Here is a 26,866-nt window from a genome sequence, read left to right on the forward strand (position 1 = left end):
GCCTCTCGCTGACGGGAAGACGATTATCTTACAATTTCATGTCCGATTGTCAAATTTGGAAAATATCTTACAGAACAGGACAGGCGACCTATTTGAAGCTGGCGATGGGCAGGAACTTGACCGCGGAGCCGGTAAAGCGGCGGTGATCGGAGGTCTTTCCCCGGGGCCGGAACCCCTCGAGATAAACCTGCTCCGGCGTGGTGCGGATGAAATTGGCGGCAATAATGGGCGCCGCCGCCGATCCGGCTCCGCCGGCAATGCCACGAGCAGCCGCAACCGGCCGGCCGGTCGACGCCGGGGGCACTATGACGGCGGTGGCCTTGGGATCGAGACGCGGCTGGACACGGTCGGCCTTGGGGCTGGTCCTGACACGATCTTCTGACTTCGATGCAGGGACTGCAATGCGCTGAGCGGCCGGCCGATCGAGGCCGCCATCGGGATGATGCATGGCCAGCAAGGCACCGATTGCATCGGCGGATTTGGCAGCCTCCGCCTGACGCGCCAGGCCTGTCTGGCCTTCCGGCCGCCATGTCGGCAAGGGAATGTTGAGCGCCACCATGTCCGGCGCGGCGATCGCAGGGGCACCCGCCCTGGCTGATAGACTCTCGGCGCCGGGCGCCGCCTGTTCGACCCGCGTGTTGACAGCGCTCGCCGCCTGGAGCGGTTCCGGCTGCGGGGTCGGAGTGCTGGCCGCGAGCCCGGCACGCGGTGCGAAGGCGGGCAACGGCACCGCACGAGGCGCCAGCGCCATGACGATCGCTTCAGGCGTCTTCGCGGCCGTTTCTTCAGCCGGGCCGTCGGAAGCCATCTGGATATCCGCCCGCTGGGCAACCTCCGGCGCCACAATGGCGATGCCCTGTCCGGCCGTCCTGTGTTCAACTGATTTTGGTTCAACGGATTTGGGTTCAACCGGCTTGGCCGGCTTGCGTGGCGCGGGCACCGCTTCAGCGGCGTCATCGGCTTCATCCGCGCCGCGCCCGCCCCACAGCGTCGCCAGCAGGCCACGCGCCGGCCTGCGCTGGCCGGCGTCCGCGCTTGCCAGCTCGATGTTGGGCGTGCCGGCGGCCTTGCGCGATTTGTAGGCGGCAAACGCCTGCTCGTAGCCAGGCAGCGGCTTGCCGTCGCTCGGCACATGCAGCGTGTTGCCGTTCGGGAAGACCCTGGCGAGTTCCTGGCGGCTGATGCCCGGCCAATGCCGCACATTGCCGACGTCCATGTGGATGAAAGGCGAACCGGAGGTCGGATAATAGCCGACGCCGCCGCCCTGCATCTTGAGGCCGATGTCACGCAATTTCTTCAGCGGCACGTCAGGCAGGAAGAAGTCCATGGCGCGGCCGACCATGTGCTGGCTTTCCCGGGCCACCCCTTTGGAGCGGCCGCGCAGCATGGCGTTGGTCGCCGGCGAACGATAGGCGCTGACCACATGGATATAGCTGTTCGAGCCGCTGGCGCGGTAGGCCTGCCAGACCAGGTCGAGCAGGCGCGGATCCATCCTGGTCGGCTCGTTGCGGCGCCAGTCGCGCAGCATGAAATTGATCTTCTTCAATCCCGCCTGATCGTAACGTCCATCGCGTTTGAAAACGATCTCCGCCTTCTCGCCCGTGTGGAGATGCTGAATTCGCAGGGCCCGCGTTTCGCCGAACGCATCGGTGACGCACATGCAAAGGAATGCGACCAGGAAGGCCGGCAAGCGTGCCCAACTATGGGAAGCGCCGGGCGCGTTTTGTTGGCTTTCAATCACGTTCATGCCTTGCACATTGATTTTGTTTCAGGCGATTTGACGTCTTCGCCCTGATGCGGAGCCTTCTTTCTCGGCGGTCTCGACCCGAGAAGGCATGGGTTCGACCCGGGGCAGACGGGAATCCGTCCCAAAACCCGTCATATCGATGAACAGCATCTTGGTTAACGAATCGTGTCGGTGCCCGGCATGGGCCGTCCCACGGTGAATTCAATCAATCGCCTCAGCGGAACAGATATTTCGAGACTTCCGGGTTGCCGCGCCGCCACATCACATTGTCCAGGAAATAGTGATGAACGTTGATGAATATCCAGGCGATGAAGAGGAAAAGCGACGAGCCGAGCACCGCCTTGTCGTAAGGCACCAGGTCGATCAGCGCCATCGGCACCAGCCAGAAGCCGAGCGCGCCAAGAATGCCGCCCACGACGATGAACGCCAGCACGCGCAGCCTGTACAGAGGTCCAAGAATGGACAGGACCTTCCATGCCGGCCTCTCGACGGCGTCCGGACGGTCGCGCTCGACATTGGTCTGGTAGCGCCAGACCACGGCCAGGTACTGCAATGAATGGAGCGCCGGCACCACCAGCAGCCAGAGAGGGTTCAGCGTCACGAACAGGATCCAGGCATAGAGCGACACGACATAGGCGACGACGCCATTATAAGGCAGCGCCCCACCATGCTTGCGCCAGCGATTGATGAACATCACGGCGGTAGCCGCCGAGGAAGCAGCCGCGATCGACATGGCGATGGTGATGAGCCATGGCGGGACCGCGAACGTGTAATAATCCAGACCCCAGAATTGCCTTTCGGTGATCACCACGTTTGTCTGGAGCCATGCGAACAGCCACACGGCGTAGCCGTTGAACAGCAACACCTTCTTGTCCTGCTCGCTGAAGAATTTGCGCTTCAGCACGGCGTCCACCATCAGCATGCCGTAGCCTTGCTTGACGTAGTGCCAGCCCACGAAAAAGCCCATCGCGTTGGTCGCGTAGCCGAGCAGCCGGGCGTTCCCCGTCAGCGAGCCATAGGCAAAGAAGGCAATCATGGCCAACGGGACGACGATGCCGGCAATGACATAACGGATCTGGAGATTCCGGCCGTAGCCGTCGCCGCGAATCTTGCGCGCGAAATCGCGGTAGAAGATCTGGTATGAATGACCAAAGTGCGGCTGGTTTATGAGGTGGGACAGCAAGAACATCGCCAGCGTCAGGGTAGCTTCGTACCTGAGAGGCACAAAATACAGGACCGGCAGGATCAGAAGCGCGCTTCCGCCAAGCATGAAAAAGTCGATGAACGGTCCAAAGAGATATTTTTGCGGCGTGGCCGCGGCTGACGCTGGGGCATCTGCCGAAAGGTGAAGTGCCATATTACCTTCCCCTGTGCTCGATCATTTAGCCATCGACCCGGGCGCCAGACAAGCCGTCGGCGAGCGAAAACTATCAGCCGGCCATTGCCACGAGACCGGCGACCGCATTGAGGCGCATGGCGAGATGCCAATTGCGGACCTGCTCCGATCCGCCGAACAGGACACATCCGACGCGTGTCGGGGGAACCAGAATGGGCCGATTCGTCAAAGCCAGGGAGATCTGGTGCTGCGAGAGAGGATTGAACTCTCGACCTCTCCCTTACCAAGGGAGTGCTCTACCACTGAGCTACCGCAGCCGCCAATGGCGGGGCTTCTGCCATATCGAACCGGCAAGCGCAAGGCCAAGAACAGCGCTTGTGTGAAAGCCTTTGCCGGATAGCTTTTGTTGACATGGCGGCGCCACAATGTTGGCTATCCCTGAATGGCGGGGTGGCTGGTCGCCAGCCGGGGCGGAGACGATGAGCGACAAGACGAATTCACCGAAAAACAGCGAAACGATCCGCAAGAACCGGCTCGCGGAGCAATTGCGCGCCAATCTGCAGAAGCGCAAGGCGCAGTCGCGCTCGCGCCGTAGTGGCGACGCCGACAAGCGGCCCGACGGGCTCGGCGCGGCAAAGGAAATACAAAAAGATTAACTCAAATCGGCCACTCTTGGCCTGGATGCTCGGAAATCCTATTTCTTGAACCGGATCGGCCGATGGTCTAGACGGGCCGATACTCAAACGATTGAACCGGCCTTTTTCTGGCCGAGAGGGACATTCTCCAATGGATCGCATCAGAATCGTCGGCGGCAACAAGCTTGCCGGAAGCATTCCGATCTCCGGCGCGAAAAACGCCGCCTTGCCGCTGATGATCGCCTCGCTTCTGACCGACGACACGCTGACACTCGAAAACGTGCCGCATCTGGCGGATGTCGAGCAGCTGATCCGCATCCTTGGCAATCACGGCGTCGACTATTCTGTCAACGGCCGCCGCGAAAAGCAGAATGAGGGCTATTCGCGCACCATCAATTTCTCCGCTCGCAACATTGTCGACACGACAGCCCCTTACGAGCTGGTGTCCAAGATGCGTGCCTCGTTCTGGGTGATCGGGCCGCTGCTGGCCCGCATGGGCGAGGCCAAGGTGTCGCTGCCCGGCGGCTGCGCCATCGGCACGCGGCCGGTCGACCTGTTCCTCGAAGGCCTGCAGGCGCTGGGCGCCGATCTCGACGTCGACACCGGCTATGTCATCGCCAAGACCAAGAACGGCCGGCTTATCGGCAACCGCTACGTGTTCCCCAAGGTCTCGGTCGGCGCCACCCATGTGCTGATGATGGCGGCCTCGCTGGCCAAGGGCGAGACGGTGCTGGAAAACGCCGCCTGCGAGCCCGAAATCGTCAACCTCGCCGAATGCCTCAACGCCATGGGCGCCCGGATTTCGGGCGCCGGCACGCCGACCATTACCATCGACGGCGTCGAAGCGCTGTCGGGGGCGCGCGTGCGCGTCATCCCCGACCGCATCGAGACCGGCACCTATGCCATGGCCGTGGCGATGACCGGCGGCGACGTCGTGCTCGAAGGCGCACGGCCGGAGCTGCTGCAGACGGCGCTCGACGTGATTTCGCAGACGGGCGCGGAGATCACGCAGACCAATTCCGGCATCCGCGTGAAGCGCAACGGCGCCGGGATTTCGCCAGTCGACGTGACGACGGCGCCCTTCCCAGCCTTCCCGACCGACCTGCAGGCACAGTTCATGGGCCTGATGACCATGGCCAAGGGCAAATCCCGCATCACCGAGACGATCTTCGAAAACCGCTTCATGCACGTCCAGGAACTGGCCCGGCTCGGCGCCCACATCACGCTTTCGGGCCAGACCGCGATCGTCGACGGCGTGGCCAAACTGAAGGGCGCGCCGGTCATGGCGACCGATCTTCGCGCCTCCGTCTCGCTGGTCATCGCCGGTCTCGCGGCCGAGGGCGAAACCACGGTCAACCGTGTCTACCATCTCGACCGCGGCTTCGAGCGGCTGGAGGAAAAGCTCTCCAATTGCGGTGCGGTGATCGAGCGCATTTCAGCCTAGCGATCTCCAGTCGCTTGGCGAAATCATCGGCGAAGGCGTCCTTCTCCCCGTCGCCATGCAGGGAGAAGTGACCGACAGGGCGATGAGGGGCAGCGCAAAACCTGAGGCAATTGCCTCCAGCGGGGTCCCTGTCGCGGTTGCACCGATCGGAAAGACCGCCTAACAGAAAGGCTGAATTGCCAACCTTTAGGTGTGAAATCCGCATGGCCCTCAAGCTTATCGCGCTCGACGACCAGGATCTGAGCATTGTTTCGGCTCACGTCCAGGACGCTGTGCTCAAAGTCAGTGACCTCGAATTCCTGCCCAAGGCCAAGCGTTTCGTGCTGACCATGAACCGTTTCGTGTGGGAAGCCAGATCCGGCCTGTTTCGCCAACACAATGAGCGACGGCAGGCCGTGCTGCATTTCGACCGCGTGCTGGGCGCCAAGACAAATGGCATCGCCCGCGACAAGCCGGCCGAAATCCTCTCGCTGCTGGCGATCAGCTTCATCGAGATCAGCAAGCCGGCCGGCATCGTCGAACTGATTTTTTCAGGCGGCGGCACCATCATGCTCGATGTCGAATGCATCGAGGCCCGCCTTGCCGATATCGGCGGTGCGTGGGAAGCCACGTCGCGCCCCGTGCATAAGGCTTGAGCATACGATGGCCGTCACGCTTGCCCAGTCCGACGCCGATTTCGAGCAGCGTTTTGCTGCCTTTCTGACGACCAAGCGGGAGGTGTCGGAGGACGTCGATACCGCGGTCCGGCGGATCATCGCGCGCGTGCGCGCCGAGGGCGACGCGGCACTGATCGACTACACGATGACATTCGACCGTGCCGACCTAGGCAGTCTCGGCATCGCCGTCTCGAAGGACGATGTCGCCCAGGCCTACAAGACCGCCGATCCAAGCACCATCGAAGCACTCGAATTCGCGCGCGATCGCATCCGCGCCTATCACGAGCGGCAGCGACCCAAGGACGACCGTTTCACGGATGCGGCCGGCGTTGAACTCGGCTGGCGCTGGACCGCGATCGAAGCGGTCGGGCTCTATGTGCCAGGCGGCACGGCGAGCTATCCGAGTTCCGTGCTGATGAACGCCATCCCGGCGGGAGTGGCGGGCGTCGAGCGTATCGTCATGGTGGTCCCGGCTCCTGGTGGCGTCATCAACCCGCTGGTGCTGGTGGCCGCCGATATTGCCGGCGTGTCGGAAATCTACCGCGTCGGCGGCGCGCAGGCGATCGCGGCGCTTGCCCACGGAACCGAGACGATCAGGCCCGTCGCCAAGATCGTCGGTCCGGGCAATGCCTATGTCGCCGCGGCCAAGCGGCAGGTGTTCGGCACGGTCGGCATCGACATGATCGCCGGCCCTTCCGAAGTGCTCGTGGTGGCGGACGGCGACAACGATCCGGACTGGATCGCCGCCGACCTGCTCGCCCAGGCCGAACATGACGTGTCGGCGCAGTCGATCCTGATCACCGACGATCCGGCCTTCGGCAAGGCGGTCGAACAGGCGGTCGAACGTCAGTTGCAGACCTTGCCGCGCGGCGAGACGGCGGCGCAGAGCTGGCGCGACTTCGGCGCCGTCATCCTTGTTTCGACCATCGAGGCGTCGCTGCCGCTGGTCGACCGCATCGCGGCCGAGCATGTCGAACTGGCCATTGACGATGCCGAGGGCTTCCTGGCCAGGATGCGCAATGCCGGCGCCGTCTTTCTCGGCCGCCATACGCCGGAAGCCATCGGCGACTATGTTGGCGGCTCCAACCACGTGCTTCCGACGGCACGCTCGGCGCGTTTCTCGTCGGGCCTTTCGGTCCTCGATTTCGTCAAGCGCACCTCTATCCTGAAGCTCGGACCACAGCAGTTGCGGGCTCTGGCGCCACCGGCCGTCGCCCTTGCCCAGGCGGAAGGACTTGACGCGCATGGCCGCTCCGTCACCATCCGGCTGAACATGTAGGCCGAGATGACGGGCTCCGATCAAACCCGCGCAAAACTGATCGATGTCGAACTCGATGAATCGATCGGCCGTTCGACGCCCGATGTCGAGCATGAGCGGGCGGTGGCGATCTTCGACCTGATCGAGGAAAACAGGTTTCAGCCCGTCAACGACAGCGGCACGGGGCCCTACCGGTTGAAGCTGTCGCTGGCCGAGTCCCGTCTGGTCTTTGCCGTGGCGCGCGAGGACGGCGCCGCGGTCGTCACCCACATCCTGTCGCTGACGCCGCTCAGGCGCATCGTCAAGGATTACTACATGATCTGCGAGAGCTATTACGACGCCATCCGCTCCTCGACGCCGAGCCATATCGAGGCGATCGACATGGGCCGCCGCGGCCTGCACAATGAGGGCTCGCAGACGCTGATGGACCGGCTCTCCGGCAAGATCGACATCGACTTCGACACGGCGCGGCGGCTGTTCACGCTGGTCTGCGTGCTGCACTGGCGGGGCTGATCCTGGCTCCCGGCGCCCTGCCTCGTTCGATTCTGTTCCTGTGCGGCATGAATGCCGTGCGCTCGCCAATGGCCGAGCAGTTGGCGCGCCGGATGCTGCCCGCCTCGATTTTCGTCGCCTCGGCCGGCGTGCGCGCCGGCGAGCGCGACCCGTTCGTCGATGCCGTGCTTGCCGAGGAGGGTCTCACGCTGGGCGAGCGCCATCCACGAACGCTGGACGATCTCGAGGACGATTATTTCGACCTGATCGTGACGCTGGCGCCGGAAGCGCACCATGCCGCGCTCGAACTCACCCGCTCGCTTGCCGTCGAGGTGGAATACTGGCCGACGCCGGACCCGACCGATGCCGGCGGCACGCGCGAACACATCATGGCCAGCTATCGCGACGTGCGCGAGCGGCTGAAGTTGCGCATAGGCCGACGTTTTTTGCCTCCCGAAGCAAAAAACGCGACGGATTAAGCGTGTTCACAAGCGCACGATTATCATATAGGTTCCGCCGAAATTCCGGCCAGAGTCGGAAGTTGAGCATGATGTCGTCCGAAAACCGCTTCACACTTTTCGGCATCATGCTCTAGACGCCGGAACTGCCATCCAAGCAAAGGTATCGAATGCCGAAGGAAGAAGTCCTCGAGTTTCCGGGTATCGTCACGGAATTGTTGCCCAACGCGATGTTCAGGGTCAAGCTCGAAAACGAACACGAGATTATCGCCCATACGGCCGGCCGCATGCGCAAGAACCGCATCCGCGTGCTGACCGGGGACAAGGTTCTGGTCGAGATGACGCCATACGACCTGACCAAGGGCCGCATCACCTACCGCTTCAAGTAAGATCAAGGCCCGGCCGAACGCGATGAGCATTTTGCAGAAGCTGGTGCTTGCCTCGGGTTCGCCCCGCCGCATCGAACTCTTGCAGCAGGCCGGTATCGAGCCGGACCGCATCCTGCCAGCCGATATCGACGAAACGCCGCTGCGTGCCGAGCATCCGCGCTCGCTAGCCAAGCGGCTGTCGAAGGAAAAGGCCGAAAGGGCGTTCGCGTTGCTCAAGACCGAGACGGACTATGCGCCGAGCTTCGTGCTGGCGGCCGACACGGTGGTCGCCGTCGGGCGGCGCATCCTGCCCAAGGCCGAGACGCTGGACGACGCCGCCAACTGCCTCGGGCTGTTGTCCGGACGTTCGCACCGGGTCTATTCCGGCATCTGCCTGATCACGCCGGGCGGCAAGTTGCGCCAGCGGCTGGTCGAGACGCGGGTGCGTTTCAAGCGGCTGCCGCGCGAGGAGATCGACGCCTATGTCGCGTCGGGCGAGTGGCGCGGCAAGGCCGGCGGCTATGCCGTCCAGGGCCTGGCCGGCGCCTTCGTCGTCAAGCTCGTCGGCTCCTACACCAACATTGTCGGCCTGCCGCTCTATGAAACGGTGGCGCTGCTGTCGGGCGAAGGTTTCAAGACCCATCAAAACTGGTCGTCCGCGCGACCATGAGCCTCGACGACAAGGTCACGCCCCTGCGGCCCAAGCGCCCGTGCCCGGAATGCGGCAAGCCGTCGGCGCGCGAGACCTATCCGTTCTGCTCGACGCGGTGCAAGGACATCGACCTCAACCGCTGGCTGAAGGGCGCCTATGTCATCTCGGCCCGCGACGATGAGGAAGAACCGGACGCCGACGAGCCTAAATAAGACGAGCGCCGCCAGTCAGGCGGCTTCGTTCTTGCGTTTCACACGCGCCCAGGCCGGCAGCCAGTCGCCGTGAGCGGCCAGGAGATCGTCGACCAGTGACCAGATCTGATCGAGATCAAGCTCGGCCGCCGTGTGCGGGTCCATCATCGCGGCGTGATAGATGTGTTCGCGGTTTTCGCTCATCAGCGCCCGCACCGTCAGTTCCTGCACATTGATGTTGGTGCGGATCAGCGCCGTCAGTTGCGGCGGCAGGTCGCCTATATAGGTCGGCTGGATGCCGGAGGCGTCGACCAGGCATGGCACTTCGGCGGCGCAATCGCGCGGCAGCGAGGTGATGCAACCATTGTTGCGGACATTGCCGTAGATCACCGACGGCTCGCCGGTCCAGACCGAATTCATGATCGAGGAAGCATATTCCTTGGACTCCCCGACCTCGATACGTTGGGCCGAGCGGTAAGCCTGCGCCTGGTCCTTCCAGCGCTCGATCTGCTCAATGCAGCGCTTGGGATATTCATCGAGCGGAATGCCGTATTTCTCGATCAGATCGGGGCGGCCGTCCTTGATGAAATAGGGCGTGTATTCGGCGAAATGTTCCGAGCTTTCGGTGACGAAATAGCCCAGCCGCGTCAGCATCTCGTAGCGCACCTTGTTGGGGCAGCGCGGATTCCAGCCCGCCTTGGGTGCCCGGCCCTCGCGATAGGCGCGCACGAGGTCCGGATAGAGGTCGCGGTAGGATCCGTCCGGCTGGCGATGCTCGAATTTCAGGTAGAAGGCCATGTGGTTGATGCCGGCCGAGCGGTAGCGGATCTCGTCGTAGGGAAGGTCGAGGTCGTGCGCGAGTTCCATCGCCGTGCCTTGCACCGAATGGCAAAGGCCGACCTGCCTGATCTCGGGATATTTCTCCGATATCGCCCAGGTGTTGATCGCCATCGGGTTGACGTATTGCAGCATGATCGCTTGCGGGCAGACGGCGAGCATGTCCTCGCAGATCTTCCAAAGATGCGGCACGGTCCTCAGGCCGCGCATGATGCCGCCGACGCCGAGCGTGTCGGCGATGGTCTGGCGCAGGCCGTATTTCTTGGGCACATCGAAATCCGTCACGGTGCAGGGCTCGTAACCGCCGATCTGGAAGGCGACGACGACGAAATCGGCGCCGGCGAGTGCCTTGCGCTGGTCGGTATGGGTCTCGGCCTTCGCCTTGACGCCAAGTGTGGCGATCAGCTTGTTGACGACGACGGCACTTTCTTCCAGCCGCTGCGGATTGATGTCCATCAGCGCGATCGTGGCGCCCGAAAGCGCCGGACGCTGCAGCACGTCGCCGACAATGTTCTTCATGAACACGGTCGAGCCGGCGCCGATGAAAGTGATCCTTGGATGTCTTGCCACGTTAACCTCCGGCTAATGTTCAGGCCACGTCGAACGCGGCCCTGACGAGCCGTTCGGTGTAGGCGGTCTTGGGATGGGTGAGGACCTCGTCGACGGGTCCCTGCTCGACGATCTTGCCGTGCTGCATGACGATGACGCGGTGGCACAGCGCGCGCACCACTTTCAGGTCGTGCGAAATGAAGAGATAGCTCAGGCCGCGCTCGTCCTGCAGCTTGCGCAAGAGATCGATGATCTGCGCCTGGACGGACAGGTCGAGCGCCGATGTCGGCTCGTCGAGCAGAATGAATTCGGGTTCGAGCGCGATGGCTCGCGCAATCGCGATGCGCTGGCGCTGGCCGCCGGAGAATTCATGCGGGAACCGCGACAGGATATCGCCCGGCATGCCGGCGCTGACCAGCGCCTCGCGCACCCGCTCGACCCGCTCGCGCCGTGTCGCGCCGATGCTGTTGACGATCAGCCCTTCCTCGATGATCTGGCCGATCGTCATGCGCGGGTTGAGGGAGGAGAACGGGTCCTGGAAGACGATCTGCATGCGCGAGCGCAGCGGCCGCATCCGCGCCCGCGACAGGCCATGGATCGGCTGGCCATCGAAGCGTATCTCGCCGCGTTTGGCGTCGGTCAGCCGCAGCAACGCCTGGCCGAAGGTGGTCTTGCCGGAACCGGATTCGCCGACCAGCCCCAGCGTCTCGTGGCGGCAAAGCTTGAGATCGAGATCATCGACCGCAACCAGTTCACGCCAGTCCGGCTTCAGGAACGTGCCATGGCGCAGCATGAAGCAGACGTGCACGCCATTCGCTTCGAGGATGGTGCCTGATCTCTCGGGCAGCGGTTGCGGTCGGCCGCGCGGTTCGGAGGCGAGCAGCCGCTGCGTGTAGGGATGCCGCGGATCGGCGAACAGCCGTTCGGTGACGTTGTGTTCGCACATCTCGCCATGCTGCATGACATAGACGTAGTCGGAAAACTTGCGCACCACGGTGAGATCGTGGGTGATCAGGATCACCGCCATCCGCAATTCCTTCTGCAGATTGCGGATCAGGTTGAGGATCTGCGCCTGCACCGTGACGTCGAGCGCGGTGGTCGGCTCGTCGGCGATCAGCACGTCGGGATTGTTGGCGAGCGCCATGGCGATCATCACGCGCTGGCGCTGCCCGCCCGAGAGCTGGTGCGGATATTGCTTGAGCCGCGCCTCGGGTTCGGGAATTTGCACATGCCGAAGCAGCTCGAGCGCCCGCGCCCAGGCTTGCTTGCGGCTCACCTTGCGATGCACCCTGATCGCCTCGACGATCTGGCTGCCAACCGTATAGATCGGGTTGAGCGAGCTCATCGGCTCCTGGAAGATCATCGAGATGCGGTTGCCGCGCAGCTTGCGCCGGGCGCTCTCGGGGAATTTCAGGATGTCCTTTCCGTCGTAACAGATGCTCGATTTCGGCGACACGGTGGCGCGACGCGACAGCAGGCCCATGACGGTCCGCGCCGTCACCGACTTGCCGGAACCGGATTCGCCGACGATCGCGATCGTCTCGCCGCGATAGAGCTGGAACGAGATGTCCTTGACCGCCTCGACGGTGCCGTGTTCGACCTTGAAGGCGACCTCGATGTTGTGGGCGTCGATGACGGGCTCTCCCTTGCGCCCATCATGGTCAAGGCGGAAGGCTGGTGCGAAGGGCTCGGCGAGTAGAACGGTCATCCCGGCCCCCCTCAATACGGATCGACGGCGTCGCGCAGGCCGTCGCCCAGCGCGTTGAAGGCAAAGACCGTGACGAGCACGAAACCGACCGGCGACAGGATCCAAGGGTAGGTGCCGATGACCGAATAGGTCGCCGTGTCCTGCAGCATCAGGCCCCAGGAAATCAACGGCGGCTTGACGGCGAAGCCGAGGAACCCGAGGAAGGATTCGAGCAGCACCACCGTCGGGATCGCCAGCGTCACGGCGACGATCACATGGCTCATCACATTGGGGAAGATGTGCTGCAGGATGATGCGCCGGTCGGTGGCGCCGACCGCCATGGCGGCGCGCACATATTCGATGCGCGCCAGCGCCAGTGTCTTGCCGCGCACCTCGCGCGACATCTGCGCCCAGCCGAGCGCCGACATGACGATGATGACGAAGGCGAGGAACACATTGGTCGGCGCGGTGACCGGGATCAGTGTCGTCAGCGCCAGATAGAGCGGCAGTTGCGGAAAGGCGAGCACCAGTTCCACGAAGCGCTGCATCCAGACATCGAACCTGCCGCCGAAATAGCCTGAGACCATGCCGACGGTGGTGCCGACGACGGTGATGATGAAGACGACGGTCAGCGCGATCATCAGCGAGACACGCGAGCCGTGGATGGCGCGCGACAGCACGTCGCGGCCGAATTTGTCGGTGCCGAGGAAGTGCACGGGCTGGCCGTCGGTCGAGGCGAAGAAATGCCGGTTCGCCGGGATCAGCCCGAAGAGCCTGTAGGGCGCGCCCTCGACGAAGAAGCCGAGCAGCCTCGGGTGATCGTAGTCGGGGCCGACGATGGGCTGGAAGGTGACCGGATCGAGGTCGGCCGAATCGGCCAGCGCATAGACCCTCGGCCGCGCGACGAAATTGCCGTCCTTGTCGTGGAAGGAAGGCAACTGCGGCGGCGCGAAGCCGACATCGGTCGCCTTCGGGTCCATCGGCGCCAGGAATTCGGCGAACACGGCCATGACCAGGAGCAGCACGACCAGCCAAAGCCCGGCCATGCCGGTCCACGAGCGCTTCAGCCGGCGCCAGACAAGCGCCATGTAGCTCTCATTGCCGCGCGCGGGCGCCACTGTGGCTCGCTCGGCCGGCAAGGGCGGTGGTGAAGGGTCGCGCGCCAGCATCTAGCCCTCCCCGAACTGGCGCACGCGCGGATCGAGCAGGACCAGCAGCATGTCGGCGATGATGTTGCCGACGATCAGCGTCGCCGACAGCACCATCATGAAAGTGGCGGTGACATAGACGTCGCCGACCGCCATCGAGCCGACGATGGCGGGGCCGACGGTCGGCAGCGCGAAGATGATGGCCGTCTCGATCTCGCCGGTCAGCATGTAGGGTAGCACCACGCCCTGGTACATGACGAGCGGATGCAGCGCGTTGGGCACGGCGTGGCGCATGACGACGGCGCTCCCGGTCAGGCCCTTGGCCTTGGCCGTCTCGACATATTGCGCGTTGAGCGTATCGAGCAGATTGCCGCGCATGACGCGCATATTGTAGGCGAGGCCGCCGAAGGTGGCGATCGCCACCACCGGCCAGACATGCTTGACCAGGTCCACGAACTTGGCCCACGACCAAGGCGCGCCGCCATATTGCGGCGAGAAGAACGAGCCGATCTCCGACACGTTGAACTGGAAGACCAGGAGATAGACGATGATCAGCGCCATCAGGAAGCGCGGCACCGTCATGCCGAGGAAGGAGATGGCCGACAGCGTCGTATCGATCCAGGTGTATTGCCGGGTCGCCGCCCAGATGCCGAAGGTGATGCCCAGCACCGAGGCGAGCAGATGGCAGACCAGCGCCAGCAGCAGCGTGCGCGGCAGGCGCTCGCCGACCACGTCGGCCACCGGCTTGTTGTAATAGAGGCTGTAGCCGAAATCGCCGCGGGTGACGATGCCGCCGATCCAGTTGAGATACTGGACGGGCAGCGGCTTATCGAGGCCGTGTTCGACGCGATAGGCCTGGGCCTGCGCGTCGGCCTCGGCGAAGGAAGCGCCGCCCTGGTTGATCAGCTGCGAGCGGATGTAATCGGCATAGTCGCCAGGCGGCGCCTGGATGATGGCAAAGGTGACGAGGCTCAAAATGGCGAGAACCGGAATTGCCGACGCTATGCGCATGAGCAGGAATCGCAGCATGGACGGTCCGCTTCCTCATCTCGCCGGGCGCTCCCTTGGGTGCGCTCGGTGGGTTGGTTTGCCCCGGCCCCGGCCCCCCCCCGGGCCGCGGCCGGGTCTCTCAGTCAGGGGAGGTAAACTTGCATTGGGCCCTTGAACTTACATCGGACCCTTGTCTCCAGGCTTGCCGGGAAGCTCTTGCGGGAACAATTCATATTTCGCCTGCTTGTCCGCCGCGACGAAGACCCTTTCCCGGATGATCGAATCCTCGGCCCAGTTGAACATGAAGATCGGCGTGCCCTGTGGGATGTTGGAGAAGCGCTTGTTGACGATCAAGGCGCCGGGATATTCCGTCAGGCCGACATTGTAGACGTGCTCCGTCGAGATCTTCTGGAACTGCTTCATCAAGGCAGCGCGCTGATCATTATCGTCGGAGGTGACGAACTTGTTGACGATATCGACGAGGTCCTTCTCGAAAGGCATCAGGTCAACCTGGCCGCTTTCCGGCGCCCGATGGTTCCAACTGGTCTTCGGGCCGACCGGAGCAAGCTGCTCGGTGTTCTGCACAACGGAGGTCAGTTCGGTCTCGTTGCGCCGGATCAGCCAGTCGAAGCGGCCGGCATATTGGGTAGAGTCGCGCTGGGTGCCGTTGACCCCGTTGATGACGACCCGCAGCCCGAGTTTTTCCATCTGGGCGACAACCCCTTCGGCGAGGCTCTTGTCGGTGGTGTAGTCGTTGTTGACCAGCATCACGATCTCGACATTCTTGCCGCCGGCGGTGCCGGCCGGGAAGTTCACGAAACCGTCGCCGTCGGTGTCCTTGAGGCCAGCCTTGGCGAGTTCAGCCTTGGCGCCCTCGAGGTCGAAGGGATAGTAAACGGTCGAGGTGCGGTCGTAGAAGCTGGTGCCGGAGGAGAAGCCGCCGGGATAGATGGCCGTGAACGGTCCCTTGACCAGCGCATCGCCCAGCGCCTTGCGATCGAGCGCCATGGTGACGCCTTTGCGGAAATCCTCGTTGCGGTTCAGCTCGCGGATAGCCTGGCCGCGCTCGTCCGGATTGCCCCAGCCATTGGCCGAGAAATTCATGCGCAGATTATAGCCGATGAGGCGCGGGCCGAAGGCAAGGCGCGCCGGAGCGTTCGCCTCCGCGGCGCGCTTCAGCGAGGCGACGAAGTTTTCCGGCTGCTCGAGATTGGAGAAGTCGCCCGAGCCAGCCACCGCCTGGACATCGCGATCGGCCCAGGTCGACAGCTTGTATTGGACTTCGTTGAGGTAGGGCAGCTGATTGCCCTTCTCGTCGACCTTCCAATAATAGGGATTGCGGCGCATGACGATGATGTCGTCCGGCCGGTATTCGACCGGGACCCAGGCGCCCATGACCGGCATGTTCATATATTCCGGCGGGAAGGCGTTCTTGAACTGCTCGTAGGTGTTCTTCGAATATTTCGGATGCTGCGGCTTCAAGATGTGCGCGGGACCGGGGCAGAAGGTGCCGTAGGCCATCGCGTAGAGGTACTGTTTCGGGAAGGCGTCCTTGAAGGTCCACTCGACGGTGTAGTCGTCGATCTTCTTCAGCGTCGTGCCGACGCCGAAGGTTTCCGGCGTTGCGCCGTTGAGCGGCGAGACGTTGGGATCGACAACCTCATCGTCCCAGTAGAACATGACGTCGTCGGCGTTGAAGGCCACGCCGTCCGACCATTTGGCGCCTTCGATCAGGTGCATGGTCAGCTTGTGGCCGTCCGCCGACCAGTCCCAGCTCTTGGCAAGGTTCGGCAACGGCTCGGTGTCCTTGGCCTCGACCTGGAACAGCGGCGCGGTACGCGTCAGGCATTCGGAAAGGGCGATATCGATGCCGCCCCACCCCTGCGTCTGACCGGCGCCATAGTTCCAGCCTTCCGGCCGGCCACCGATGACATGGCGCATCGTATCGCCATAGACGCCGACGCCGTCCGGCATGTTGGCGGTCTTGAAGACCAGCGGCTCCTTCGGCAGCCGGTCCTTCACCGGCGGTAGCTTGCCGGGCTTGACGTATTTTTCCGTCACCCAGTCCGGCTCGTGATACTCGGGCAGCGCCTTGAACTCCACGATGGAGTCGCGCGCCACGTATTTGATCTTGCCTTCGGCCGGAAACGTCGCCGGCACCGGCGGGACGGTCGGCTCAGAAGCGAGAGCGTTGAGTGCCGGAACGGAGACGCTCAGCGCCAGTCCAGCGGCAATGCCAATGCTGCGTAGGTTCATCATGGTCTCCTCCCTCGTGTTCAGACGTCTGCTGCTGCTCGTCTTGCCCATGCCTCGGCGCAATTCCGGAGGGCTTTACATTCTCCTGGAATTGCACGGACGGCTGACCGCGGTGGACCCGCCTCCCTGGATCCGCCGCCGCCCCGGTTTCAGACGGCCTGTTTCAGCGCGGCCTTTTCGGCGCGCAATTCCTCGATCGAGCGCACGCTTCGCCGCGCCGCACCCGCCCATTCGCGGGTCTTGACCGCGGATTTCGACAGCCGCTCCTTGGCCGCCGGAACCGCATGGGCGTATTGCGGCAGCCATTGCGCCTGGGCCACGACCATTTCGTCGACCATCTGCCAGACCTCCTCGGGCGTCGACACGGCGCCGACCAGGGGGTCATGCAGCACGGCAAGCTTCAGAAGATCGATGTCGCCGGATATGGCTGCATGGACCGACATGCGCTGGACGTTGATCGAGGCCATGCAGGTGGCGGCACAGGCTTCCGGCAACGTGATGCCGGCGGCCATGTTGATGCCGAAGCGGTCGACGAAGCCGGGCGACTCGATGATGGCGTCGCGCGGCAGATTGGTGATCACGCCGTCGTTCTTCACATTGAAGTGGCCACGATAGATACGGTTGGTCTCCAGCGCTTCCAATATATGGCTGGCATGCTCGTTGGAGCGCTTTTGCGGATCGATCGGCTTCGAGGCCGCTTCGAGGAATTGCGGATATTCCGTCTCGAACCAGTTACGGGTTTCGGTGGAATAGCGGAGGTAGCCGCCGGTCTCGCCATGGATCCAGTCGGACATGTCGATCCAGCGCGTGATCTCGTCGGGCCGCTTGCGGTACCAGGGCAGATATTCGGAGAGATGGCCGTTGCTTTCGGTCGAATAGACGCCGAAACGCTTGAGCACATCGATGCGCAACTTTTCCTGCCGGGAATAGACCGGATGCGCCTCGAAGGCGGCAATCAGCTCATCCTTGCCGATCTTGCGGCCGTTGAGCCGCAAATCGATGAACCAGGTCTGGTGGTTGATGCCGGAACAGACATAGTCGAGTTCCCGCGGCGATTTCGCGCCCAGCACCGCGGCGATCTGCTCGGCGCCGTGCTGGACGCCATGGCAGAGGCCGACCGTGTCGACCTTGCCGTATTCGATCGCCGCCCAGGTGTTCATTGCCATCGGGTTGGCATAATTGAGGAATTTGGCGTTGGTGTCGGCGACCTCGCGAATATCCTTGCAGAAGTCGAGGATCACCGGAATGTTGCGCTGGCCGTAGAGGATGCCGCCGGCGCAGATCGTGTCGCCGACGCATTGGTCGATGCCGTATTTCAAGGGAATGCGGATGTCATCGGCATAGGCTTCGAGGCCGCCGACCCGCACGCAGCTGATGATATAGCGCGCGCCTTCGAGCGCCTTGCGGCGGTCGGTCGTCGCGGTCACCCTGGTCGGCAATCCGTTCGCCTCGACGATCCTGTCGAGGATCGCCTTGATCATTCCCAGATTGTGCTCGCTGACGTCGGTCAGCGCGAATTCAATGTCCTTGAATTCGGGCACGCAGAGAATGTCGGTGAACAGCTTCTTGGTGAAACCGACGCTGCCGGCGCCGATAATAGCGATTTTGAAACTCATCACCTTCACCTCGATCCAATCGAATGCTAGGCAAGGAGCAGCAAGGGAGGAAAACGGCCACACGCCTTGGCGTGCATGCCATTCAAGCCGGAATCCGGCTTTCCTTCCTCCCGCCCGCTCCTCGATCGCGGGTTATTCGCGTTCTTCGAGGCGGGATTATGCGCTTATTCGCGGGCGCGGCCAGAGAAGGATTATGCTTTCAGGGGTAATTTTGTGCTGCGTGATTTGATCGCCAACGGACAGTCGATGCGGACGATCTCGCTGCCGCGCGGTCGCCAGCGCCTGCATGCCATGCCGACGAGCACGGGCTATGAGCTGCGCGAGGACGTGACCTATGACTGGGACGGGCGAAAGCGCGGCCAGACGCCGTTCACCGTGCTCCAACATACGATCAGCGGCACCGGCCGGCTGCGCTACGAGAACCGCGATTACCGCCTGCAGAAGAACGACACGCTGCTGGTGCTGGTGCCGCACAACCACCGCTACTGGCTGGCCAGGGACGAGCGCTGGGAATATTTCTGGATCTCGATGAACGGCGAGGAGGCGTTGCGCGTCCACAAATCGATCCTCGACGTGTCGGGACCGGTCTTTCGGCTGCAGCCGGCGACGATCGATCATCTCGCCGATTGCAGCCTTCGCCTCATCAAGGGAGCCGTTTCGCCGGGAGCCGCGTCGGCGATCGCCTATGAGGCCGCCATGGCGCTCTATGACGATGTGTTCGGCTCGCACGCCTTTGCCGAAAAACAGAGCGCCATGCAGCCGGTCATCGATCACATCAACGCCAATCTCGACAAAGCACTGCCGGTGGCGGACCTCGTCCAGATCAGCGGGCTGAGCCGGGCTCATTTCTCGCGCTGCTTCGCCGAGAGCGAAGGCCTGCCGCCCGCCGAGTTCGTGCTGCAGCAAAGGCTGCAACGGGCGGCAAAGCTTTTGACGAAAGCGGACTTTCTGCCGGTGAAGGAAGTGGCCATCCTGTGCGGCTTCGAGGATGCGAATTATTTTTCCAAGGTCTTTCGCCGCCTCTACGGCACGACGCCCAGCCAGTTCCGCACCACCGGCATGTATGCCAGCTTGCGAACGCCGGCCAGGGGCGGCGCCAAGGTGTCGGACGACGAGACCTGACGCCGCTTCGAGCCTTGTTCCATCAGGCCGCGTGCAGAGTGCCGCCGTCCAGCCAATCGAGTTCGGTTGGCGAAAGCGCGATGTCGAGCGCCCGCAGGCTGTCATCCAGTTCGCCCAGTGTGCGCGGCCCGATCAACGGCACCGATGGGAAGGGCTGGTTGAGCACATAGGCCAGCGCGATATGGATCGGGCTCTTGCGCAGCCTGGCGGCGAGTTCGATCGCCCGGTCACGGCGACCGAAATTGCGCTCGGAGTACCAGACCCGCACCAGTTCCTCGCTGTCCAGCCTGTCGCGCCCGGCGCGGTCGGTGAAGAAGCCGCGCCCCTGGCTAGACCAGGCGAAATTCGGCATCTGCCTGGATGTCAGCCAGGCCTTCCAGTCATCGGTGGAGGAGGTGATGCAGCCGGCCCAGATCGGCTCCAGCATTTCGGCCAGCGAGAAATTGTTGGAAAGCGCGCCGGGCTTCTGCTTGCCGGTGCGCTCGGCATAGGCAATCGCCTCGTCCATGCGCTGCATCGTCCAGTTCGAGCCGCCGAACGGTCCGCGGATGCGGCCGGCCTTCACCTCACGATCCATGGCGTCGACGAACTCTCCGATCGGCACGTCCAGATTGTCGCGATGCATGAAATAGATATCGACATGGTCGGTCTGCAGGCGGTCGAGCGACTGGGCTAGCTGCTTGGCGATAACGTCGGGATAGCAGAGCGGCGTATGCGCGCCCTTGGCGATAACAACCGACTGCTCGCGCACGCCACGGCTCCTCAGCCACTGGCCGAGGAGCATCTCGGTGTAGCCGCCGCCATAGACATAGCCGGTGTCGAACAGGTTGCCGCCGGCCTCGAAAAAGGCGTCGAGCAGGATCGACCCGGAGGAGAAGGTGCGGAAATCCTCGAAGCCCAGTGCCACCACCGATGCCGGTTTTGCCAGGCCGGGAATGGCGCGCTTGCCGATCGCGGTGCCGTCAGAGCGCAACGGCCGGCCTGAGATGGTACTGGTGCGCTCGGAAGCCTTCTCGATCTCATACTCCAGCCCCACGGCGGCGCGCCATCTGTCGAGCACGCGCAAGGTGCCGAGGCTGTCGGCCCAGGCCATGCCCGGCCAGGCGAATTCCTGGCGCCCGGCGCGGATCGCATCGCCGGCGGCATCGACCTCGAAGGAATAGACATGGCGCTTTTCGTTGACGCTGATGGTCTTTTGTGTGCCATCGGCGCCGATCACATCGATCCGGCCGAGGCCGACATTGCGGTCGCCGCCGGCGAACCAGAAGTCCGGCACCTCGATACGCCCCTTCGTGCCGAAGATACGCAGGACATTGTCCTGGTTGAGCGAGATGCTGCAGGAGACCTCGGCGACGATGCCACCCGGAAAATGCAAGACAGCGGACGCCCATTCGTCGACGCCGGATTGGCCAAGATGAGCAAGGCCGGCCACCTTGTCCGGTTCGGCGAACGGCTCGCCGACGGCGGCACCCGCGATCAGCCGCACCATCGAGACGGGATAGCCGCCGACATCGAGGATGCCGCCGCCGGCGAGGTCATTGGCGTAGAGCCGGTGCGCCGGCATGAAATCGGGCATGGCGAAGCCGAAGCTCGACTTGATCATCCTGACCTCGCCGATGACGCCGGACTTGATCAGGTCCACCAGCTTCAACGTCTGCGGGTGCAGCCGGTACATGAAGGCTTCGCCAAGAAAGGTGCCGGCCTTGCGCGCGGCATGCATCATGGCGTCGGCCTCGAAGGCGGTCAGCGCCAGCGGCTTTTCGCACAGCACATGCTTCCCGGCTTCCGCCGCCCTGATCGCCCATTGCGCGTGGCCGGGATGAGGGATGGAAATGTAGACCGCGTCGATCTCCGGATCGGCAAGCAGCGCGTCGTAGCCGTCGATGATACGGGCGCCGGGAAATTTTTCCGAAAGGCCCGGCTTGCCGGGATTGCGCGCTCCGATGGCGACCAATTTCCCGGTGCGCGAACCGGCGACGCCGCCGGCAAAGGCCCTGGCGATGTCTCCCGGCCCGAGGATGCCCCAGCGAATGGGCGTTGATACAGTCATGTCATTCTCCTTGCGGGCTTGGAAAGGGGCGGCCGGTCAGCGCAGCCGCAGCCCCTTTTCGTCGAACAAATAGGATTTGCGGATGGAAACGGTGACCTCCGATGTCTCGGGGACCCTTGCCGCGTCGCGCTGGATCACCACGTCCTCGCCATGGGCCGTCCTGGCATAAAGGAAGCTCGTGCCGCCCAAATGCTCGACGACGTCGATGGCGACGGTAAGATCGGCATCGCCTTCACCGGCGCCGCCGAAATGCTCGGGCCGCACGCCGACGATGACTTTGCTGCCGGTTTCGGGTGCGGGCCCTGCCAATGGTTGCACAATGCGGGTTTTCTCCTCGCCCGCCAGCTCGACCAGAACCCCTTTTGCATCGCGCCCGACAATGTGGGCCTTGATGAAGTTCATCTTCGGCGAACCGACAAAGCCGGCCACGAAAATATTGTCGGGATTGTCATAGAGATCGAGCGGCCGGCCAATCTGCTCGACATGCCCGGCGCGCAGCACGACGATCCGGTCGGCGAGCGTCATCGCCTCGGTCTGGTCGTGCGTGACATAGATCATGGTGGTGCCGAGTTCCTTGTGCAGCCGCGAGATCTCGACCCGCATCTGCACGCGCAGTTCGGCGTCGAGATTGGAGAGCGGCTCGTCGAACAGGAACACTTGCGGCTCGCGCACGATGGCGCGGCCGATGGCGACACGCTGGCGCTGGCCGCCGGAGAGTTTTTTCGGCCGCCGCTCCATCAATTCGCTGATGCGCAGGATCTCGGCCGCCCGCTTCACCCGCCGGTCGGTATCGGCCTTGGGATTGCCGGTCATGCGCAGTCCGAAGGAGAGGTTCTGTTCGACGCTCATATGCGGATAGAGCGCGTAGGACTGGAAGACCATGGCGATGCCGCGATCGGCCGGCTCGACATCGTTGACCACCTTGCCGCCGATGGCGATCTCGCCGCCGCTGATGTCCTCGAGCCCGGCGATCATCCGCAGTAGCGTGGACTTGCCGCAGCCTGACGGGCCGACGAAGACGACGAATTCCCCGTCCCTGATGTCGATGTTGGCGCCGTGGACAACCTCGAAGGCGCCGAAACGCTTGGCGACATTGGTGAGCGTGACGTTTGCCATGCTGCCTCTTACTTGACCGCGCCGGCGGCAATGCCGGCGATGAAATGACGCTGCAGGAGCACGAAAACGATGAGCATCGGCACCGTCAGCATCACCGCGCCCGCCATGATGCCGCCCCACGACACCTTGGTGAGGCCGATCAGCGTGCCGAGCGCCACGGGTGCTGTCATCGAACCGGGCTGGCTGTTGATCAAAAGCGGCCACAGATAGTTGTTCCAGGAGGCGAGGAACAGGATGATGCAGAGCGCGGCCAGCATCGGCCGCGCCAGCGGCAGGGCGATGAAGACGAAGATGCGCCACTCCTTGACGCCCTCGACGCGGGCGGCGTCGAACAGGTCGTCGGGCATCATCGAAAAACTCTGGCGCATGAACAGCACGCCAAGCGAATTGAACAGCGGCGGCACGATCAGCGCCACCCAGGTGTTGGCGAGCTTGAAGTCGCGCGCCACCATGATGAATTGCGGGATCAGCACCACCGCATAGGGCAGCGTGATGGTGCCGAGGATGATGGCGACGACCACGCCTTTGCCGACGAACTGGTAGCGCGCCAGCGCCCAGCCCGCCATCGAGGTCAGCATCACCGACAGGAAGGTGTAGGTCACGGCCACGCAGACCGAGATGACGATGGCGCCGACGAAGTCGGTGTCGCGCTGCAGATTGTTGAAATTGTCGATGAAATTGCCGTGCGGCAACAGCTCGATGCCGGGGCTGAAGATGCCATTGTCGGGCATGGTGGAGAACACCACCATCATCCACAGCGGAAACAGCCAGATCAGCGCCAGCGGCGTCAGGAAAAGATGCAACGCGATGCTGCGTTTCAGTCTTGCCGATGCGAGCGAGCTCATTTCGGTTCCCTCGTCAGCCACAGCTGCACCAGCGTGATGGCGATCGCCAGCCCCGCCATGGTGTAGGCGACGGCCGAGGCATAGCCGAAGTTGAGCGAGCGGAAACCCTGGCGGTAAAGCAGCAGGCCGAGCGTCTCGGTGCCGCCGCCCGGCCCGCCGCGTTCGGTGATCAGGAACGGCTCGGTGAACAATTGCATGGTGCCGATGATCGATAGCACGGCGCAGAAGACGATGACCGGCTTCAGCAGCGGCAGCGTGATGTAGAAGAACTGCTTGAGCTTGCTCACCCGGTCGAGCGTCGCCGCCTCATAGACATCCTCTGGGATGGATTGCATGCCGGCGAGCAGGATGATGGCGTTGTAACCGGCCCAGCGCCAGGTGACCGCGATCATGATCAGCGCCATGGCCGGCGTGACATTCGAGAACCAGTCGATCTTGGGCAGGCCAATGCTGTTCAGGAGCTTGTTGACGATGCCGAAATCGAGGCTGAACATCAGCCGGAACACCGCCGAATAGGCGACCTCACCGACCACCACCGGGGCGAAGAAGGCGAAGCGGTAGAGGCCGCGGGCCTTGAGCAGCGGCGAATTCAGCAGCACCGCCATCACCATGGCCAGCGCGATCATCACCGGAACCTGGATGACCAGGATGAGCAGCGTGTTCTTCAGCGCGTTGAAGAAGGCAGGATCGCCGATCAGCCGCCCCCAATTGAAGCCTGGCGCGAAGCGCCAGGGGACGGTGCGCGTCGCCTGGAAGGAGATCATGAACGAGGAGATGATCGGCCATACCCAGAAGATGGCGAAGATCAAGAGATAGGGCGTGAGAAAGCGATAGGCCGTGGCATTGCGGTTGCGCATCTTTTCTCCTCCTTTCGCTTTTCCTTCTCCCTTTGTGGGAGAAGGCAAGACGGCGCTTTACTTGACCGGCAGCCCGGTCGCCGAGGCGATCTGGCTGGCGGCATCGTCGAGTGCCGCCTTGGCGTCGGGATAGCCGCCGGCGAGATATTTGGTCTGCACCGCGCGGACGATGATCTCGGCATCGCTCTGGAACTGCGTGCCCCGGCTCGGAACCACCTTGGGCAAGGTCCCGAGAATATCCTTCCACACCGCCTGGCCACCCCAGTAGGGCAAGCCCTGGCTGACATAGGGGTCGTTCAGCGCCGAGACCAGCGAGGGGACGAGGCCGAACTCCTTCAGCATGGTGATCTGGCCTTCATTGGTGCCGAGCGTGTATTTCAAATACTCGTAGGCAGCTTCCTTGTTCTTCGACGCCGAGGTGATGGCGAGCGAGGAGCCGCCAAGATTGGCGGCGCGCGGGCCGTCCGCGGTCAGGCTCGGCATCAGATAGACGCCCCATTTGCCGTTCTCGCCCGCCGATTCGGTGCGAATGGTGCCTTCATACCAGCCGCCATAGACCTGGGTGGCGACGGTTCCGGCGGTGTTGTTGGTGATCTTGGTGCCCCAGTCGGCGGACGTGACGATGCCGGCGTCCTTCATCTCCTTGAGCTTGGTCATGGCGTCGACGCATTTGGGCTGGTTGACCGTGATCGACTGGCCGTCCTCCGCGAAATAGGCGCAGCCCTGTTCGTTGGCGATCATGCGGAAGAATTCACTGTCGCCGTTGAAATCGGCGTTGGTCATCGAGACACCCGGATTGGCGGCCTGGATCTTCTTGCCGGCGGCGATGAAATCGTCCCAGGTCTTGATCGATGCCGGATCGACGCCGGCCTTCTCATAGAAGTCGCGGCGATAGAAGGCGGCGACCGGGCCGGAATCCCACGGCATGGCATAGGCCTTGTCGCCGACCTCGAGTTCGGTGCGTTTGAAATCGGGGAATTTCTTCTGGTCCTCGGCGCTGTAGCCCAGCGTGTGCAGGTCGACAAAGCAGTCTGGGAACTGGCTCCAGTAATTCTCGGCCTCGCCGTTCTCGATGGTCACGATGTCGGGCAGTCCGACGCCGCCGGCGGCACAGCCGGCGATCGACTTGTCGTAGGTCGGCTGATTGCCGAGATCCTGGACCGTGACCTTGATATCGGGATGGGCCTTGTTGAAGCCGGCAACCGTCGCCTTCAGCGACGAAGCGGCGACATTCCAGCTCCAGATGGTGATTTCGCCGGACTGCGCAAAGGCCGGGGCTGAGCCCAGGGCAAGCGCGAGCGCGGCGCATGTCAGTGTGATGCGCATTGAAATCCTCCCATTTCATTTGCTCTCTCTGCGAGCCCGGCTAGACTAGGCGGCGCGGAAGGCTTGTCGCCGACAAAGGGAATACGGAATTGGCGGAAAGTAAGATGCCGGAACGGCCGTTTTACCAGCCAGGCGCCAGCAGCGTGGAAGGGCTGCCGCTGCTCTTGCAGATGTTTCACACCGCGCCGCTGGTGATGCTCAAGCCACATTGGCATGCCCAGGTCGAGGTGAATTTCATCGTGCGCGGCAGTGTGCACTACCGCATGAACGAGCATGAGATTTCGCTTTCGGCCGGGGAGATGTGCTTTTTCTGGGGCGGCCTGCCGCATCAGATGGACGATCTCAGCGACGACGCCATCTATGCCGGCGCGCACCTGCCGCTGGTGCATTTCTTCCGGTTGCATCTGCCAGCCGACATACGCCACCGGCTGATGACCGGGGCAACGCTGGTGACCAGCGCCACCGACCAATCCGACAACGACAATTTTGCGCGCTGGAACCGCTATGCCCGCTCGGGCGATGCGGCAAGGACCGAGCACGCCGTCAACGAGCTGCTGCTGCGGCTGGAGCGGGTGCGGTTCGAACCTTACAGGTTGGTGCCGGAAAACCCGGCCGGACAGGAAGCGGGCAACCCGTTCGACCAGCAATCGTCGCGCAATGTCGGTCGCATGTGCGATTTCATCGCCGAGAATTTCCTCTACGACATCGATTGCGTGAACATAGCGGCGGCCGCCGACATCCACCCCAAATACGCCATGAGCCTGTTCAAGAAATCGACCGGCATGACGCTCAACGAATATGTCAACCTGTTGCGGCTGAGCTATGCGCAGGCACTGTTGATGCACCAGGACGCCAATGTGCTGCGCGTCGCCATGGACTCTGGCTTCGGCTCGCTCAGCGCCTTCAACAAATCCTTCCGCAAGCTCGCCGGCATGACGCCTTCCGATTTCCGCAAGGGGCTGGCAAGCGCCAGATAGGCCGGACCGCGGCGCGGAAAGCAGCGGATCGCACGGCATTTCTTTTCCTGCCGGAAATCCACATCTAGGCGCTGGACAGGCCGGATTCCCATGCTATAACCCACGCGCTTTCAAGGGGCGCCCACGGCGCTGCCATGAAATCCGGAGCACGAGTTTTCGTTAGCCGGAACAGGCCCAGATAGCTCAGTTGGTAGAGCAGCGGACTGAAAATCCGCGTGTCGGTGGTTCGAATCCGCCTCTGGGCACCATCACT

Annotated in this window: 24 protein-coding genes and 2 tRNA genes; 12 read left to right on the forward strand and 14 right to left on the reverse strand. The window is 63.2% G+C overall.

Annotated features, from left to right (window positions below; genetic code table 11):
* Positions 1–88: 88 nt before the first annotated feature.
* The 3 genes from LB564_RS06360 to LB564_RS06370 all read right to left on the reverse strand — a co-directional run bounded on the left by LB564_RS06360 (position 89) and on the right by LB564_RS06370 (position 3,400).
* A complete protein-coding gene (locus tag LB564_RS06360) occupies positions 89–1,747 on the reverse strand; it encodes a DUF882 domain-containing protein (RefSeq protein WP_224535953.1) in 1,659 nt (552 codons plus the stop codon).
* Positions 1,748–1,961: 214 nt separating this feature from the next.
* Positions 1,962–3,104 (reverse strand): hypothetical protein, encoded by a 1,143-nt coding sequence (locus LB564_RS06365; protein WP_140705993.1) that lies wholly within the window; start codon positions 3,102–3,104, stop codon positions 1,962–1,964.
* Positions 3,105–3,325: 221 nt separating this feature from the next.
* Positions 3,326–3,400, reverse strand: a tRNA-Thr gene (locus LB564_RS06370).
* Positions 3,401–3,508: 108 nt separating this feature from the next.
* On the opposite strand from LB564_RS06370, the gene LB564_RS06375 reads away from it, so the two are divergent.
* The 9 genes from LB564_RS06375 to yacG all read left to right on the forward strand — a co-directional run bounded on the left by LB564_RS06375 (position 3,509) and on the right by yacG (position 9,258).
* The gene (locus LB564_RS06375; RefSeq protein WP_181173692.1) at positions 3,509–3,739 is read left to right on the forward strand and encodes a hypothetical protein; all 231 of its coding nucleotides are present in this window, start codon (positions 3,509–3,511) and stop codon (positions 3,737–3,739) included.
* A gap of 130 nt (positions 3,740–3,869) precedes the next feature.
* Positions 3,870–5,162, forward strand: coding sequence for a UDP-N-acetylglucosamine 1-carboxyvinyltransferase (gene murA, locus LB564_RS06380; RefSeq protein ID WP_224535954.1), 1,293 nt, complete (start codon positions 3,870–3,872; stop codon positions 5,160–5,162).
* 203 nt (positions 5,163–5,365) lie between these two features.
* Positions 5,366–5,797 carry a DUF2948 family protein gene (locus tag LB564_RS06385; protein WP_140705999.1) on the forward strand — a complete coding sequence of 144 codons (432 nt, stop codon included), beginning with the start codon at positions 5,366–5,368 and terminating at the stop codon, positions 5,795–5,797.
* Between the two features lie 7 nt (positions 5,798–5,804).
* The gene (hisD, locus tag LB564_RS06390; RefSeq protein ID WP_224535956.1) at positions 5,805–7,097 is read left to right on the forward strand and encodes a histidinol dehydrogenase; all 1,293 of its coding nucleotides are present in this window, start codon (positions 5,805–5,807) and stop codon (positions 7,095–7,097) included.
* Between the two features lie 6 nt (positions 7,098–7,103).
* Positions 7,104–7,589 (forward strand): UPF0262 family protein, encoded by a 486-nt coding sequence (locus LB564_RS06395; protein WP_208697294.1) that lies wholly within the window; start codon positions 7,104–7,106, stop codon positions 7,587–7,589.
* Positions 7,577–8,047, forward strand: a complete 471-nt coding sequence (locus LB564_RS06400) for a low molecular weight phosphatase family protein (RefSeq protein ID WP_224536682.1) — start codon at positions 7,577–7,579, stop codon at positions 8,045–8,047. The genes LB564_RS06395 and LB564_RS06400 overlap by 13 nt, the downstream gene beginning before the upstream one ends.
* Positions 8,048–8,196: 149 nt before the next feature.
* On the forward strand, positions 8,197–8,415 hold the full coding sequence (gene infA / locus LB564_RS06405; protein WP_006329283.1) for a translation initiation factor IF-1: 219 nt from the start codon (positions 8,197–8,199) through the stop codon (positions 8,413–8,415).
* Between the two features lie 22 nt (positions 8,416–8,437).
* Positions 8,438–9,064: a Maf-like protein gene (locus LB564_RS06410; RefSeq protein WP_224535957.1), complete on the forward strand. Its 627-nt coding sequence runs from the start codon at positions 8,438–8,440 to the stop codon at positions 9,062–9,064.
* Positions 9,061–9,258 carry a DNA gyrase inhibitor YacG gene (gene yacG / locus LB564_RS06415; protein WP_023772777.1) on the forward strand — a complete coding sequence of 66 codons (198 nt, stop codon included), beginning with the start codon at positions 9,061–9,063 and terminating at the stop codon, positions 9,256–9,258. The genes LB564_RS06410 and yacG overlap by 4 nt, the downstream gene beginning before the upstream one ends.
* 15 nt (positions 9,259–9,273) lie before the next feature.
* On the opposite strand, the gene LB564_RS06420 is transcribed toward yacG, so the two are convergent.
* The 6 genes from LB564_RS06420 to LB564_RS06445 all read right to left on the reverse strand — a co-directional run bounded on the left by LB564_RS06420 (position 9,274) and on the right by LB564_RS06445 (position 18,320).
* Positions 9,274–10,644 (reverse strand): alpha-glucosidase/alpha-galactosidase, encoded by a 1,371-nt coding sequence (locus LB564_RS06420; protein WP_224535959.1) that lies wholly within the window; start codon positions 10,642–10,644, stop codon positions 9,274–9,276.
* A 19-nt stretch (positions 10,645–10,663) separates the two neighbouring features.
* Positions 10,664–12,331, reverse strand: coding sequence for an ABC transporter ATP-binding protein (locus tag LB564_RS06425; RefSeq protein WP_224535962.1), 1,668 nt, complete (start codon positions 12,329–12,331; stop codon positions 10,664–10,666).
* Positions 12,332–12,342: 11 nt separating this feature from the next.
* A complete protein-coding gene (locus LB564_RS06430; RefSeq protein WP_224535964.1) occupies positions 12,343–13,479 on the reverse strand; it encodes an ABC transporter permease in 1,137 nt (378 codons plus the stop codon).
* Positions 13,480–14,487 (reverse strand): ABC transporter permease, encoded by a 1,008-nt coding sequence (locus LB564_RS06435; RefSeq protein WP_224535966.1) that lies wholly within the window; start codon positions 14,485–14,487, stop codon positions 13,480–13,482.
* Between the two features lie 138 nt (positions 14,488–14,625).
* Entirely contained in the window at positions 14,626–16,707 is a 2,082-nt protein-coding gene (locus tag LB564_RS06440) for an ABC transporter substrate-binding protein (RefSeq protein ID WP_224535968.1), read from the reverse strand.
* Between the two features lie 146 nt (positions 16,708–16,853).
* Entirely contained in the window at positions 16,854–18,320 is a 1,467-nt protein-coding gene (locus LB564_RS06445) for an alpha-glucosidase/alpha-galactosidase (protein ID WP_224535970.1), read from the reverse strand.
* Positions 18,321–18,533: 213 nt separating this feature from the next.
* Between LB564_RS06445 and LB564_RS06450 the strand changes: the two genes are divergently transcribed.
* Positions 18,534–19,442, forward strand: a complete 909-nt coding sequence (locus tag LB564_RS06450) for an AraC family transcriptional regulator (RefSeq protein WP_224535972.1) — start codon at positions 18,534–18,536, stop codon at positions 19,440–19,442.
* Positions 19,443–19,464: 22 nt separating this feature from the next.
* Here the strand turns inward: LB564_RS06450 and LB564_RS06455 are convergent, their stop codons facing one another.
* Genes LB564_RS06455 through LB564_RS06475 form a run of 5 tightly spaced genes read right to left on the reverse strand, consistent with a single transcriptional unit; the run spans position 19,465 to position 25,636 of the window.
* Positions 19,465–21,492 (reverse strand): aldo/keto reductase, encoded by a 2,028-nt coding sequence (locus LB564_RS06455; RefSeq protein WP_224535974.1) that lies wholly within the window; start codon positions 21,490–21,492, stop codon positions 19,465–19,467.
* A gap of 36 nt (positions 21,493–21,528) precedes the next feature.
* The gene (locus LB564_RS06460; protein WP_224535976.1) at positions 21,529–22,608 is read right to left on the reverse strand and encodes an ABC transporter ATP-binding protein; all 1,080 of its coding nucleotides are present in this window, start codon (positions 22,606–22,608) and stop codon (positions 21,529–21,531) included.
* A gap of 8 nt (positions 22,609–22,616) precedes the next feature.
* Positions 22,617–23,453, reverse strand: a complete 837-nt coding sequence (locus LB564_RS06465; protein WP_224535979.1) for a carbohydrate ABC transporter permease — start codon at positions 23,451–23,453, stop codon at positions 22,617–22,619.
* Positions 23,450–24,310, reverse strand: coding sequence for a carbohydrate ABC transporter permease (locus tag LB564_RS06470; RefSeq protein ID WP_224535980.1), 861 nt, complete (start codon positions 24,308–24,310; stop codon positions 23,450–23,452). The genes LB564_RS06465 and LB564_RS06470 overlap by 4 nt, the downstream gene beginning before the upstream one ends.
* 57 nt (positions 24,311–24,367) lie before the next feature.
* A complete protein-coding gene (locus LB564_RS06475) occupies positions 24,368–25,636 on the reverse strand; it encodes an ABC transporter substrate-binding protein (protein WP_224535982.1) in 1,269 nt (422 codons plus the stop codon).
* Positions 25,637–25,740: 104 nt separating this feature from the next.
* Here LB564_RS06475 and LB564_RS06480 point away from each other — a divergent pair, with 104 nt between their 5' ends.
* Together LB564_RS06480 and LB564_RS06485 are read left to right on the forward strand one after the other, a co-directional pair.
* Complete coding sequence (locus LB564_RS06480; RefSeq protein ID WP_140706029.1) at positions 25,741–26,613, forward strand: helix-turn-helix domain-containing protein; 873 nt, start codon at positions 25,741–25,743, stop codon at positions 26,611–26,613.
* 172 nt (positions 26,614–26,785) lie between these two features.
* A tRNA-Phe gene (locus LB564_RS06485) sits at positions 26,786–26,861 on the forward strand.
* The last annotated feature ends 5 nt before the right edge of the window (positions 26,862–26,866 follow it).

The organism is Mesorhizobium sp. ES1-6, from assembly GCF_020164775.1.
Lineage (GTDB): Bacteria > Pseudomonadota > Alphaproteobacteria > Rhizobiales > Rhizobiaceae > Mesorhizobium.